General features: G+C 74.7%; 13 protein-coding genes. 7 read left to right on the top strand and 6 right to left on the bottom strand.

From position 1 onward, the window contains the following. Nucleotides 1–3: 3 nt before the first annotated feature. The 3 genes from Q0444_RS06420 to Q0444_RS06410 are packed head-to-tail and all read right to left on the bottom strand — an operon-like array spanning nucleotide 4 to nucleotide 3201. The gene (locus Q0444_RS06420) at nucleotides 4–969 is read right to left on the bottom strand and encodes a 1,4-dihydroxy-2-naphthoate polyprenyltransferase (protein ID WP_291079424.1); all 966 of its coding nucleotides are present in this window, start codon (nucleotides 967–969) and stop codon (nucleotides 4–6) included. After that, nucleotides 966–2186: an o-succinylbenzoate--CoA ligase gene (menE, locus tag Q0444_RS06415; protein WP_291079425.1), complete on the bottom strand. Its 1221-nt coding sequence runs from the start codon at nucleotides 2184–2186 to the stop codon at nucleotides 966–968. Before menE ends, Q0444_RS06420 begins: the two co-directional genes overlap by 4 nt. A 28-nt stretch (nucleotides 2187–2214) precedes the next feature. After that, a complete protein-coding gene (locus Q0444_RS06410; RefSeq protein WP_291079426.1) occupies nucleotides 2215–3201 on the bottom strand; it encodes a 1,4-dihydroxy-2-naphthoyl-CoA synthase in 987 nt (328 codons plus the stop codon). A gap of 23 nt (nucleotides 3202–3224) precedes the next feature. On the opposite strand from Q0444_RS06410, the gene Q0444_RS06405 reads away from it, so the two are divergent. Next, nucleotides 3225–4322: an o-succinylbenzoate synthase gene (locus Q0444_RS06405; RefSeq protein ID WP_299022256.1), complete on the top strand. Its 1098-nt coding sequence runs from the start codon at nucleotides 3225–3227 to the stop codon at nucleotides 4320–4322. A gap of 366 nt (nucleotides 4323–4688) precedes the next feature. Here Q0444_RS06405 and Q0444_RS06400 read toward each other — a convergent pair whose 3' ends face one another. Further along, on the bottom strand, nucleotides 4689–5279 hold the full coding sequence (locus tag Q0444_RS06400; RefSeq protein WP_291079428.1) for a flavin reductase family protein: 591 nt from the start codon (nucleotides 5277–5279) through the stop codon (nucleotides 4689–4691). 110 nt (nucleotides 5280–5389) lie between these two features. Between Q0444_RS06400 and Q0444_RS06395 the strand changes: the two genes are divergently transcribed. Then, complete coding sequence (locus tag Q0444_RS06395; RefSeq protein WP_291079429.1) at nucleotides 5390–6880, top strand: WS/DGAT domain-containing protein; 1491 nt, start codon at nucleotides 5390–5392, stop codon at nucleotides 6878–6880. Between the two features lie 7 nt (nucleotides 6881–6887). On the opposite strand, the gene Q0444_RS06390 is transcribed toward Q0444_RS06395, so the two are convergent. Continuing rightward, nucleotides 6888–7502 carry a DUF664 domain-containing protein gene (locus Q0444_RS06390; protein ID WP_299022252.1) on the bottom strand — a complete coding sequence of 205 codons (615 nt, stop codon included), beginning with the start codon at nucleotides 7500–7502 and terminating at the stop codon, nucleotides 6888–6890. Nucleotides 7503–7510: 8 nt separating this feature from the next. Continuing rightward, the gene (locus tag Q0444_RS06385) at nucleotides 7511–8086 is read right to left on the bottom strand and encodes a DinB family protein (protein WP_299022378.1); all 576 of its coding nucleotides are present in this window, start codon (nucleotides 8084–8086) and stop codon (nucleotides 7511–7513) included. A gap of 99 nt (nucleotides 8087–8185) precedes the next feature. Here Q0444_RS06385 and Q0444_RS06380 point away from each other — a divergent pair, with 99 nt between their 5' ends. The 5 genes from Q0444_RS06380 to Q0444_RS06360 all read left to right on the top strand — a co-directional run. After that, a complete protein-coding gene (locus Q0444_RS06380) occupies nucleotides 8186–9184 on the top strand; it encodes a YafY family protein (RefSeq protein WP_291079534.1) in 999 nt (332 codons plus the stop codon). Between the two features lie 10 nt (nucleotides 9185–9194). Next, complete coding sequence (gene menD, locus Q0444_RS06375) at nucleotides 9195–10988, top strand: 2-succinyl-5-enolpyruvyl-6-hydroxy-3-cyclohexene-1-carboxylic-acid synthase (RefSeq protein ID WP_291079535.1); 1794 nt, start codon at nucleotides 9195–9197, stop codon at nucleotides 10986–10988. Then, a complete protein-coding gene (locus Q0444_RS06370; protein WP_291079536.1) occupies nucleotides 10985–11461 on the top strand; it encodes a DUF3592 domain-containing protein in 477 nt (158 codons plus the stop codon). The genes menD and Q0444_RS06370 overlap by 4 nt, the downstream gene beginning before the upstream one ends. Before the next feature lie 37 nt (nucleotides 11462–11498). Beyond that, complete coding sequence (locus tag Q0444_RS06365) at nucleotides 11499–12749, top strand: glycosyltransferase family 1 protein (RefSeq protein WP_299022249.1); 1251 nt, start codon at nucleotides 11499–11501, stop codon at nucleotides 12747–12749. 56 nt (nucleotides 12750–12805) lie between these two features. Continuing rightward, a partial coding sequence (locus Q0444_RS06360) for a class I SAM-dependent methyltransferase (protein WP_299022246.1) occupies nucleotides 12806–13298 on the top strand: 493 nt, incomplete at its 3' end.

Genomic DNA, 13298 nt, shown 5'->3' with positions numbered 1-13298 from the left:
CGCCTACGGCGCCGAGATCAGCATCCCGGCGCTGACCAGGACGCTCCAGGCCAGCATCGCCATCCCCGCGGTCGTCAGCGCGGGGATCAACCCGGCGCCCGTGGCCCGCGCGCGGACCGGGGCGTTGGCCCTCCACGCCACCGGCATCGCGAGCAACCCGAGCAGCGCCCACGGGGTGGCGGGGATCAGCGCCAGCGTGGCCACCAGCGGGACCAGCAGCTCGAGCACGGCGTGCAGGCCCCGGGTCCGGGAGTCGCCCAGCCGGACGGCGAGCGTGACCTTGCCCGACTCGGTGTCCGAGGGGATGTCCCGCAGATTGTTGGTGAGGTTGACCGCGCTCGAGAAGCTGCCCACCGCGACGGCCGCGACCACCGCGTACCAGGTCACCGTCCCGAGCTGGGTGTACTGCGTGCCGATCACCGCGACCAGCCCGAAGAACACGAACACAGCCACCTCGCCGAGCCCGCGGTAGCCGTACGGGCTCCGGCCGCCCGTGTAGAACCACGCCGCCAGGATGCACAGCACGCCCACCACGATGAGCCACGGCGCGGACGTGGCGCTGAGCACCAGCCCGGCCAGCCCGCCCAGGCCGAGGAACGCGAACGCGGCCCGCTTGACCGTCGCCGGCCGGACCAATCCCGAGCCCACCAGGCGCAGCGGGCCCACGCGGTCGTCGTCGGTGCCGCGGATGCCGTCGGAGTAGTCGTTGGCGTAGTTCACCCCGACGATGAAGGACCACGCCACGAGCAGCGCCAGGAGCGCCTGCCACCACACGGCACCGCCCCCCAGCCCCGCGGCCGCCGTGCCCACGAGCACCGGCGCGACCGCGTTCGGCCAGGTCCTCGGGCGGGCGCCCTCGAGCCAGTCGGCCAGGGTGGCACCCCGGGGCTCGGCGGGTTCGGCGGGGGAGTGGGCGGAGTCCTCGGACGCCCGGGGGCGCTGGGGGGACCGGGAGTGCTCGCGGGTCATTCTGCGATTGTCCCATCGACGAACCCGGCCGCGACCGCCCGCCGGTCCACCTTGCCGCCGGGAAGCGTCGGCAGCGCCCCCACCACGGCCACGGCGGCGGGGGCGGAGCGCTCCCCGAGCAGCCCGGTGACGTGCGCGCGCAACTCGTCGGGGGTCGCCCCGGACCGGAGCGTGACCGCCGCGACCGGGCGCGTGCCCAGGCGGGGATCGGGGATCCCGACGACCACGACGTCGACCACCGCGGCGTGCCGCCGGAATGCGTCCTCGAGCGCCTGCGGGAGGAGCGTGAGCCCGCCCACACTCAGCGCCTCGTCGAGCCTGCCGAGGATGCGGAGCCGGCCGTCGGGGCCGACCCGCCCGGCGTCGTCGGTGCGGAACCACCCCGCGCGGGCGAAGGCGGGGTGGCCGGGGGCGTTCCGGTACCCCAGGGCGACCTGCGGGCCGGCCAGCCAGACCCGCCCCTCGTCGTCGTCGATCTCCACCTCCACCCCCGCCAGCGGCACCCCGTCGTAGACGCACCCGCCGGCGGTCTCGCTCATCCCGTAGGTGCGGACCACCCGGATGCCGGCGTCGGCGGCGCGGTCGAGCAGGTCAGGCGCGGCCGCGGCCCCGCCGAGCAGGACGGCGTCCAGGCGGGCGAGCGCGGCGGCGGCCTCGGGCGGTCCCTCGTCGAGGACCTTGGCCAGCTGGCCGGGCACGAGCGAGGTGTACGCGCGGGTGTTGGCCCGGCCGCTCCCGCCCGGGCCACTCCCCGGGCCGGTGCCCGTGCAGGCCTCGACGGCCGCGGGCACGGCGGCAGGGTCGAATCCGCCGGTCACGTCCATGACGACCGGCTCGTGCCCGGCGCGCAGCGAGCGCAGGATCACCTGCAGCCCCGCGATGTGGTGCGCCGGCAGCGCGAGCAGCCAGCGGCCCGGCCCGCCGAGGGCGGCGTCGGTCGCCGCGGCCGACGCGGCCAACGCGGCCGCCGAGAGCATCGCGCCCTTGGGGGTCCCGGTCGATCCGGAGGTGCTCACCACCAGGGCGGCGCGGTCGTCGACCGGCTCGCCGGGGCGCATGGCGTCCACGAGCAGGCGCGTCCGGGCCGGGTCGTCGGCCGGGACGGGCAGCAGCGCGGGACCGCGGTCGGCGAGCAGGTCGGCGAGTTGCGGGAACACCTCCGCGACCGCCGGCCCGCCGGGGACGGCCAGGGTGCGCAGCTCGCGGGAGGCGGGCATGGGCGAACGCGGGCTCACCGGTCGGGGCTCAGTAGTAGTACGGGTAGTCGTCCCAGTTGGGCTCGCGCTTCTCCAGGAACGCGTCGCGGCCCTCCACCGCCTCGTCGGTCATGTACGCCAGCCGGGTGGCCTCGCCCGCGAACACCTGCTGGCCCATGAGGCCGTCGTCGGTGAGGTTGAACGCGAACTTGAGCATCCGCTGCGCGGTGGGCGACTTGCCGTTGATCTGCCGCGCCCACTCGATGGCGGTGCTCTCCAGCTCGGCGTGGTCCACCACCCGGTTGACCGCGCCCATGTGGAACATCTCCTCGGCGGTGTACGGCTGGCCCAGGAAGAAGATCTCGCGCGCGAACTTCTGGCCGACCTGCTTGGCCAGGTACGCGCTGCCGTAGCCGGCGTCGAAGGAGCCCACGTCGGCGTCGGTCTGCTTGAAGCGGGCGTGCTCGCGGGAGGCCAGGGTCAGGTCGCTCACCACGTGCAGCGAGTGCCCGCCACCGGCCGCCCAGCCGTTGACCAGGCAGATCACCACCTTGGGCATGGTGCGGATGAGCCGCTGCACCTCGAGGATGTGCAGGCGGCCGCCCTCGGCCTTGACGCGCGCCTCGTCCACCTTGTCGGCGGTGGCGCCCGCGACGTCCGCGCTGTGTTCCGTGGAGTACTGGTACCCGGAGCGCCCGCGGATCCGCTGGTCGCCTCCGGAGCAGAACGCCCAGCCGCCGTCCCTGGAGCTGGGCCCGTTGCCGGTGAACAGCACGGTGCCCACGTCGGGGGAGCGGCGGGCGTGGTCGAACACCCGGTACAGCTCGTCCACCGTGTGCGGGCGGAACGCGTTGCGGACGTCGGGCCGGTCGAAGGCGATGCGCACGATCCCGTTGACCCGGCCCTCGCCCACGTGTCGGTGGTAGGTGAGATCGGTGAGGTCCACCCCGTTGCGGAAGCCCTCGACCTCCCGCCACTGCGTGGGATCGAAGGGGTTGGCGGCCTGGTCCTGTGCTCCGGCGCTCTGCTCAGTCATGGGTTCGACGTTAGCGTGGAGCCATGACATCCGTACCGGGCCCCGAGTCGATCGACGATCTGCTCGCCCGTGTCCACGTGGTGGCCCTGCCCATGCGGGTGCGGTTCCGGGGCATCACCGAGCGGGAGGTCGCGCTGATCGAGGGGCCGGCCGGGTGGGGCGAGTTCGGGGCGTTCCCGGAGTACGACGACCCCGAGGCGGCCCACTGGCTGGCCTCCGCGCTGGAGATGGCGTGGCAGGGGCCGCCCGCCGCCGTCCGCTCGCGGGTGTCGGTCAACGCGACGGTCCCGGCGGTCGCGGCCGGCGAGGTCGCGGGCATCCTCGAGCGGTTCCCCGGCTGCACCACGGTCAAGATCAAGGTGGCTGAGAAGGGGCAGAAGCTCAACGACGACGTCGCCCGCATCGCCGCCGTCCTCCAGGCCCGCCCCGGCGCGCGCGTCCGGGTGGACGCCAACGGCGCGTGGTCGGTGGCCGAGGCCGCGCACGCCGTCCGGGTCCTGGACCAGGCCGTGCGCGCGGCCGACGCCACCCGCGCTCCCGGCACCGGACCGGTCTCCCTCGACGGCCCCGGCCTGGAGTACGTCGAGCAGCCCTGCGCCACGGTCGACGAGCTCGTGCAGCTGCGCGCGCGCCTGGCCGCGGACGGGGTGCACGTGGACGTGGCCGCCGACGAGTCCATCCGCCGCGCCTCCGACCCGCTGCGCGTGATCCGGGCGGGCGGCGCCGACCGGGCCGTGGTCAAGGTGGCGCCGCTCGGCGGGCCGCGGCGCCTGCTGGCCGTGGCCGCCGAACTCGGGGTGCCGATCACCGTCTCCAGCGCACTCGACTCCGCGGTCGGGGTCGCGGCGGGGGTCGCGGCGGCCGCGGCGCTACCGGGCGGCCGCGGCGGTGGCGCCGGAGGGAGTGGTGCCGACGACGACGAGATCCCCGCCGCCGGCCTGGGCACCGGCGGGTTCTTCCTCGAGGACGTGGTCGACCCGGGAACGTTCGCCCTGGTGGACGGCCATCTCCCGGTGGTCGCGGTGGCCCCGGACCCGGCGCGGCTGGCGGGCCTGCGGGCGCGCACCGACCGGCGGGACTGGTGGCTGGGGCGGATCCGCCGCTGCCACGCTCTGCTCTGAGGCCCGGCCGGGCAGTCCGCGAGCGGTCACGCCGCCATTCGCCGAGCGGTCCCGCCGCCATTCGCCGCGTGAGGCTCCGGAGCGCCCCCGGCGACCCGCGGGGAGGGCGTCGAGCCCGGCGCCGGAGAACGCCACACAGCCCCGGTTACAGGGGTCAGGCGAGGTTGCTCGCGATTCCTGCCCCGTTGCGCGAACTCCGGTACGTGCCGGCGGCGTGTCCCGCGCCGGGACTTCGAGCAAATGGGCAGGAATCACGAGCAGCCGTCGCCGAACCACGACCAACGGTTCGCGATCCACGAGCAACCGCGCGGACGCTCGAGCAGCCGGCGGGGCGCGGGCGGCGCGGGGGCGGGGGCGGGTGGCGGCCTACCGGGTCGGCCGCGGCAAGTCCCTCGTCCGCGGGGCGTATCCCCACTGATGGCGACCGAGCCGCGAGGGTGGCAGGAGCGCGCCGAAGTCGGGCAGGCCGTCGGGGGCCAGCACCTCGTCGACGATCGACACGCTCACGACCCGACCCAGCAGCATCGCGCTGGTGCCGAGGTCGATCACGTCGTGGCGCACGCATTCGAACGCGATCGGCGCCTCGGCCACCCGCGGCGCGGCCACCACGTCGGAGGGCTCGGCGGTCAACCCGAAGGCGGCGAACTCGTCGACCTCTGGTCCCACCGGTGCGGAGGTCGCATTGATGACCTCCATGAGCGATTCGGTGCCGATGTTCACCACGAACTCGCCGGTGTCCACGACATTGCGATAGGTGTCCTTGCGGCCGACGGAGGTGACCGCCAGGATCGCGGGGTCGGTGCAGGCCACGGTGAAGAACGAGTACGGCGCGAGGTTCGGGTGCCCGTCGGCGGAGACGGTCGAGACCCAGGCGATGGGCCGGGGGGCGACGGCCGCGGTGAGCAGGGCGTACATGCCGCTCGCGGGGGGATCCTCAGGTGTGTGGACGGTGCGCATGGGACCATTCTGCAGCCAGCCCACCCGAAGGTGCATGAGCCGTGTCACACCTGCTCTAGCCTTGAGCGGCGGGCCCAGGATGCGGTCGGCGAGGAAAGGGGTCGGGGACGATGGCGGAGACGGACAGGGTGAGGATCCCGTTGCGGGATCAACTGTGGTTGTTGATGGACCGCCCCGACAACCTGATGTACATCAACTCGCTGCTGTGGTTCGAGGAGATCCCCGACTGGGACAAGGTCACGGAGGCGATCGCCACCCGGATGGTGGACCCGTACCCGGTGTTCCGTCGGGTCCCGGTCCGGGAGGGCCGCCGGTGGTACTGGCAGGACGACCCGGACTACGACATCTCGAGGCAACTCGTCCGCAGCCGCCTCCCCGCCCCGGGCGGGCGGGCGGAGGCGGAGGCGTACGTCGCCGAGCAGATGAGCATCCCGCTCCCGGACGACCGCCCGATCTGGCGAACGGAATTCATCGAGGGCTACTTCGGACACGATTCCGAGAAGGAGGGGGCGCTGCTCCTCTTCCGCGTCCAGCACGGCATGGTCGACGGCATCCGCCTGACGCAGCTCATCCTCAGCCTGTGCGACAGGGACGACGAGTCGCCGCTGCCCAAGGTGGGTCGCGATCTTTCGCCGAGCGGCGGCGGCATCCTGGGCGCGGTGGGCAGTGCCGGCGCCGGGATGGCCAAGGACTCGTTCGGCATTGCGCTCGGCCTCACCGGCGCCACCATCAAGTTTCCCCTGACGCTCGCCAGGCTGGCCAGGGACGTCGTGGCGCCGGGCCGGGGGATCACCAGGATCCCCACCCGGGTGGTCGAGTCGCTGTCGGAGAACATCGACCCCACCAACCGGACCACCAACACCTACCGCTCGGTGTTCCGCCTACTGTTCGAGCCGAAGTCGCCCGAGCTCACGTGGAGCGGACACGCCCACGCCCAGAAGAGGGTCTCCTGGATCTCCGGGCTCGACCTCGCGGCGGTCAAACGGGTCGCCAGGGCGCACGACACCACGGTGACCGCCGTGATGATCGCCGCCGTGTCCAAGGCGCTCACCGAGTATCTCGACGCGCACGGCGACCGCCCCGTCTCCGACATCAACCTCATGGTGCCGATGTCCGTCGCGCCGGTGGGGGACGACCTCCCCGAGGACCTGGGTAACCACCTCACGCTCATCCTCATGCGTCTGCCGCTGGGGATCGACGACCCCGACGAGCTGATCGACGAGATCACCAAGTCCATGACCCGGGTCCGCTACTCGTTCGAGCCGCACGTCAACCTGGCCACGATGCTCACCGTGGCCGTCACGCCCGGGCCGGTCGCGCACGCGGTGGTGGACATGTTCGCCAACAAGACCGTCGGGCAGCTCACCTCCGTGCCGGGGCCGGTCTCGACCGTCCGGCTGGCCGGCACGCCGGTCGGGGGGATGCTCGGCTGGGTTCCCATGAGCGGTGACCAGGCCCTGGGGATCTGCATCTTCAGCTACAACGGCGAGGTCACGGTGGGTATCGCGACCGATGCCGTGCTCGTCCCGGATCCGGGCGAGGTCGCGGGGATGATCGAGGGTCAGTTCACGACGTTCGACGGGTGGTACGAGGAGGAGTGAGCCCGCGTCACCACGGCGCCGGCACCTCCCGGTGGGCGGCGAACCACTCGCCGATGTAGGTCATGTCGATCCCCTGGTCCTCGGCCTGGAGCTCATACATCGTCCTGCCGTCGATCGCCTCCCGCAGGATGTCGGCGTGGCCGGAGTGACGCGCGATCTCGGTGAGCACGTGGTGGACCACCCAGCGCCCGCTGAACTCCGGCTGGCCCGGCGGGTACCAGGGTGCGTCGTCGGGCACGGGGACCGGGGCGTCGAGGTCCGTGGCACGCAGGTGCGCGAGCCCGGCGGCACAGCGACGGTCGTACTCGGCCAGGACGTCCTCCGCGGTCGCACCGGGGGCCGGCAGGTTGACGGTCTCGGCCCGCTCGAAGGCCTCCGCGAGTGAGAGCCCCGTGTCGACTCCGGCGGGCCCGGCGGCGGCCCGGGCCAGCCAGGTCTCGGCGACCTCGCCGATGTGCAGGATCAGCCAGCCCAGCGTGAGCTCGCTGGAGGGGACAGGACGGGCCCGCAGCTGGTCGGCGGTCAGGCCGTGGACGACGGAGCGGGCGTTGACGAGTTGGGCGTCGACCCATTCGCACAGCTGCTCGTGCTCGGTGGCGCGGGTGGCGGGAAAGAACGGCATGACGACTCCTAGGGGGTTCCGGCTGAGTTGTGGGTGTGGGCGTACACGTCGCGGAGCAGGCACATCTCGGCGCCGTGGTGGATGACCTCGCGGTTGATGTGCAGGACGAGCGCGGCCATCGGGTACTCGGCCCAGTGCCCCTCGGACTCGCCCACGGGCCGGGCGAGCCCGTCCGGGTCGAGCTGCCGCACACCGTCCATCCATCCGGCGTAGGTCCGGTCCAGCTGGGCGAGTCCGCCGGCGGCGTCCCCGGCGTAGCGGTGGGTCATGTAGTCGTGGGGTGGCCCGCCGAAGTGGGAGTGCCACCGGGCGCCCAACACCCCGACGACGAGGTGGCCGATCCGCCACGCGATGGTCGTCAACGGGGCGGGCCGGGGTTCGGGGTGGGCGAAGTCGATCGTGACGTCGCCGACCCCGCCCTGCACCCCGGCCCGGCCGGTGCCCCGCGGTCGCACGTCCCAGGTCCGTTCGTCGGGGGCGGGGGAGAAGTGGTACTCGTCGTCCGTCAGTCCCTCCAGTCGCGGGCGGAGGTGGCCGTTCCAGTGGAAGTCGAGCTGCTCGACGAGCTGGTGGGTCCAGTCGATGGTCACGGGGTCTCCGATCGGTGTCGCGGTGGGCCGTCCACCACAGCGTCGCAGCCATTCAGGACGGAATCCGTCCTCTGTCGGTGCGAGACTGGCGGCATGGCCGAGGACCGGACGCCCACCACCCAGCGCGTGCTGGGGTTGCTCGATCTCCTGCAGCGACGCGCCGTGTGGTCCGGGCCCGAGCTCGCGGCGGAGTTAGGGGTCACCACCCGCTCGGTGCGCCGGGACGTCGATCGGCTGCGCGACCTGGGGTACCCCGTCGAGTCCGAGCGCGGGGCCGGGGGCGGCTACCGGCTGGGGGCGGGCCGCCGGCTGCCGCCGCTGCTGCTGGACGACCGCGAGGCCGTCGCCGTGGCGATCGCGCTCCGCCTGGCCGCCGGGGGAGCGGTGGCCGGCGTCGGCGAGCACGCGCTCAGGGCACTGACCAAGCTCGACCAGGTCATGCCGGGCAGGCTCCGCGAGAGGGTCGCGGACGTCACCGAGTCGATGGTGGCCGTCCCCGGCGACGACGCCCGGGTCCAACCGGAGATGCTGATCGAGCTGGGACACGCTGTGCGAGGGACCGAGCAGGTACGGCTGGACTACCGGGACCGCGCCGGACAGGACACCGAGCGCCGGGTCGAGCCGTACCGGATCGTCGTCCTGGGCCGCCGCTGGTACCTGCTGGCCTACGACCCCGAGCGGGCCGACTGGCGGACCTTCCGCCTGGACCGCATCCGGGCCGTCCATCGCAGCCGCTGGCGCTTCACCCCCCGCCCGGACGTGCCCGACCCGGCCACGCACGTCCAGCGCGCGGTGGCCGCCGCCCCCTACCGGCACCGGGCCAGAGTCGTGGTCCACGCGACCGCCGACGAGGTCCTCGAGCGCTTCCCGCCCGGCTTCGGCACCCTCACCGCGCTGCGACCGGTCGACCACCCCGAGGGGCCCGCCTGCCGGTTGGAGACCGGGGCCGCCGACCTCGACGAGCTGGCCTGGTACCTCGCGCGGCTCCCGGGCCCGTTCGTCGTGGAGTCGCCGGACGGGCTGCGCGCCGCGCTCGCGGACATGGCTGGGCGGTTGACGCTCGCGGCCGGCGCGGCGACCCCGCGGGATTAGGCTGGAGGCGATGAACCCCGGACGCAGCACCCCGAGCAGCAACCCGAGCACCGCGCAGGCGCGCGTCCTGGTCGACGAACTGATCCGGCACGGGATCACCGACGCGGTCCTCTGCCCGGGCTCGCGCAGCGCCCCGCTCGCGCTGGCACTGGCGGCCGCCGAGCGGACCGGGCGGATGCGGCTGCACGTGCGGATCGACGAGCGGGGCGCCGCGTTCACGGCCCTCGGGTTGGCGCTGGGGTCCCGGCGGCCGGTCCCCGTCGTCGTCACCTCGGGCACGGCCGTGGCCAACCTCCATCCCGCGATGGTCGAGGCCGCCCACTCCGGCGTGCCGATCCTGGCCCTGACCGCCAACCGCCCGCCCGAGCTGCGCGGCACCGGCGCCAACCAGACCATCGACCAGGTGGGGCTGTTCGGCCCGCACGCCCGCGCGGTGATCGAGGTGGGCGCGGCCGGCGACCCGGTGACCGAGCACCGGCACTGGCGGTCGGCGATCGGCCGCGCGATCCTCACCGCCACCGCCCCGGCCCACCCCGGCCCGGTGCAGGTCGACATCGCCTTCCGCGAGCCGCTGGTGCCGGGCGAGGGCGACGAGGAGTTCGTGGTGGGGCCCCGGCACGCCGGGGACGACGACGAGGGGTCGCCCGGCGACGGTCCCCGCGGACTCCCGGAGGGGCGTCCCGGCGGCCGCCCGTGGGTCCAGCGCGCCGGGGCGGGCGTCGACTCCGAGCCCGCCCACTCCGCCGTGGCCGTGGACCTCACCCGCCCGACGCTGGTCGTCTCGGGCGTGGGGGCCCGGCCCGTGGCGGGTCTCGTGGGGGTGCCGACCGTCGCCGAACCCGGGGCCCCGGTCCCGCTGCACCCGGTCCACCCGCTGGCCCTGCCGGCCCTGCACCCCGAGCAGGTGATCGTCACCGGGCGGCCCACGCTGCACCGCGCGGTCACCCGGCTGCTGGCCGACCCGGACGTCGACCTGGTGATCCTCGACGCGGGCCCCAACGCCCCCAACCCCACGGGCAGCGCGGCCGAGCTCGCCGACTCCGTCCTCACCGGGTGGGGCGTCGACGCGGAGTGGACCGCCCTCACGGCCGGTGCCGACGCCCGCGCCCGCGCCGCGGTGGACCGGGTGTTGGACCGCCACCTGGAGTCCAAGACGCCCACGGGCCTGCACGTGGCGCGGGCCGTCGCGCGCGGGGTGCGGGGCGGCGACACGCTGGTGGTGGGCGCCTCCAACGCGGTCCGCGACCTGTCCCTCGTGGGGCCGCTGGACCCGGACGTGTCCGTCCACGCCAACCGGGGCGCCTCGGGCATCGACGGCACGGTGTCCACCGCGATCGGGGTCGCCCTGTCCGCGCCGGGCCGCACCGTCGCGCTGCTCGGCGACCTCACCTTCCTCCACGACCTCTCCGGGCTCCTGCTGGGGCCCCGGGAGGCGCACCCCGACGACCTCACGATCGTGGTGGCGGACGACGACGGCGGCGGCATCTTCTCCCTCCTCGAGCAGGGCGATCCGCGACTGGCCACCGACTTCGAGCGGGTCTTCGGCACCCCGCACGGCGCGGACCTGCGGGCCCTCTGCGCGGGCTTCGGGGTGCCCTTCACCGACACCGACCCCGCCGGGCTCGAGGTGCTCCTCGCCGAGACCGCGCCCCGGGTCGAGCACCGGCACATCGTGCCCGCCGGGCTGCGGGTCGTGCGGGTGGCCACCAGCCGCGTGGGCCTGCGGGACCTGCACGCCACGCTCCGCGCCGAGGCGCTGCGGACGGACGCGCCGGGGTCCGGCGCCGCCGGGGACGGCAGGTGACCGTGACGATGACCGGGCGGCAGGCCCGCCGCGCGGCACTGACCCGGCGGATCGTGCGGGTCGTGGCCGTGCTCGTGGCCGCGTTCTCCCTGCTGACCGCCGGCCTCATCCTGATGGCGTGCATCGTCAACGACCTGCGGATCGACCAGGACCTGGGCAGCGCGACCGCCACCGTCACCGAGGTCACCGCCCGCCGCTCCGCCGTCGAGTTCGACGCCGGCGGACGGCAGGTCAGGCCTGTGACCGGCGTGCTCTACCCGACCGGGCTCGTCGAGGGGCAGCGGGTGCAGGTGGAGTTCCGCCGCGCCAACCCCGACCTCGTCCGCGTCTCGGGCCGAAGCTGGACCGTCGCCGTCCTGCCCGCCCTGAGCGTGCCCGCGATCGCCGTCCCCCTGTCCGCGCTGGCCTACGCCGCCGCGTCACCGAGGGTTCACCGCCCGGCCCCACGAATTCCCCGCACCGACCCCCGGTGATCACCGGGCCGTCGCCGGGCCCGGACACAGTGGGGGCGTGCGCGTAGCCATCGTCACCGAATCGTTCCTGCCGAACGTCAACGGCGTCACCAACTCCGTCCTGCGGATCCTCGAGTACGCCCGGCGCCACGGGCACGACTGCCTGGTGGTGGCCCCGTCCGGGACCGTCGGGTTCTGGCACGGCGCCGCAGACGCGGTCCGCGCCCACCCGCTGATCAGCGCCATGGCGCCCCTGCTCGGCGGCCCGGATTCGGGGGCTCGCGACCCCGACCACCACCTCGGCTACCCCGTCCACCGCGTCACCGCCGTCAGGGTGCCCGTGGTGTCCTCGCTGCCGCTGGGCGCGCCCAGCCCGAGCGTCTACAACGCCCTGCGGGACTTCGGGCCCGACGTGGTGCACCTGGCCTCGCCGTTCGTCCTCGGCGCCGCCGGGGCCGCCGCCGCCCGCGCCCTGGACGTCCCCTGCGTGGCGGTCTACCAGACCGATGTGGCCGGGTTCGCGAGCTCGTACGGGGTCGGGGTCATGGCGGACGCCGCCCGGGCCTGGACCCGGGCGATCCACACCACGTGCGACCGCACCCTCGCGCCGTCCTCCGCCGCGATGGCGGATCTGGCGGGTCACGGCATCCCGCGCCTGTACCGGTGGGGCCGGGGCGTCGACTCCGTGCAGTTCTCCCCGTCCCGCCGCAGCGGGGCCCTGCACCGGCTGTGGTCCCCGGAGGGGCGGCCCGTCGTGGGCTTCGTCGGCCGCCTGGCCCCGGAGAAACACGTCGAGCGACTCCAGCCCCTGGCCGACAGGTCGGGCCCGGACGGGGACCTGACCCTCGTCGTCGTCGGCGACGGCCCCGACCGCCCCGCCCTCCAGGCCGCCATGCCCCACGCGATCTTCACCGGCGAGCTCCACGGCGAGCAGCTCGGGCAGGCGTACGCCACGCTCGACGTGTTCTGCCACGCCGGGGAGTTCGAGACGTTCTGCCAGGCGATCCAGGAGGCGCAGGCCTCGGGCGTGCCCGTGGTGGGGCCCGACCGGGGCGGCCCGCGCGACCTCGTCCAGGCCGGCGTCAACGGGTACCTGCTCGACCCGCAGCGGTACGCCGCGGAGATCTCCCGGACCGTCGACCTGGTGCTGGCCGACCACGCGCGACTGGCCGCGGCCGCCCGCGCGACCGTCGAGGGCCGCACCTGGGACGCCGTCTGCGGTCAGTTGTTCGACCACTACGGCGCCGCGGGCGCCCGCTCGGCACCCGGCCGGGTCGGCCTCGGGCGGGCCTCGCGGGTGGTGGCCTGAGCGCCCGCCCCGGCCGGTGGGGGTCCGCGGCCCGGTGGCGGGGTAGCGTCGACCCCGTGTCCCGTGCCGATCTCGACAAGCAGCCCCGCGACGTCGCGTCGATGTTCGACGGCGTGGCCAAGCGCTACGACCTGACCAACACCATCCTCTCCGGGGGCATGGATCACGTGTGGCGCCGCCGTGCGCGGTCCCTGCTCGCGCCCCGGCCGGGGGAGCGGATCCTCGACCTGGCCGCCGGCACCGCGGTCTCGACCGTGGAGCTGGGCAAGTCCGGTGCGTGGTGCGTGGCCGCGGACTTCTCGCTGGGCATGCTGCGCGCCGGTGCCGGCCGCGACGTGCCCAAGGTCGCCGGCGACGCCATGAGGCTGCCGTTCGCGGACGAGTCCTTCGACGCCGCGACCATCAGCTTCGGCCTGCGCAACGTGCAGGACACCGCCGCGGGCCTGCGCGAGATGGCGAGGGTGGTCAAGCCCGGCGGGCGGGTGGCGGTGGGCGGGGGCGCCCCGCCGCCCGCCGCGGCGACCCAGAGGCGGTTTCCGGTCGCGACGA

This window comes from uncultured Dietzia sp., assembly GCF_937873725.1.
GTDB lineage: Bacteria > Actinomycetota > Actinomycetes > Mycobacteriales > Mycobacteriaceae > Dietzia.
This window is presented reverse-complemented; position numbering and strand designations above follow the sequence as displayed.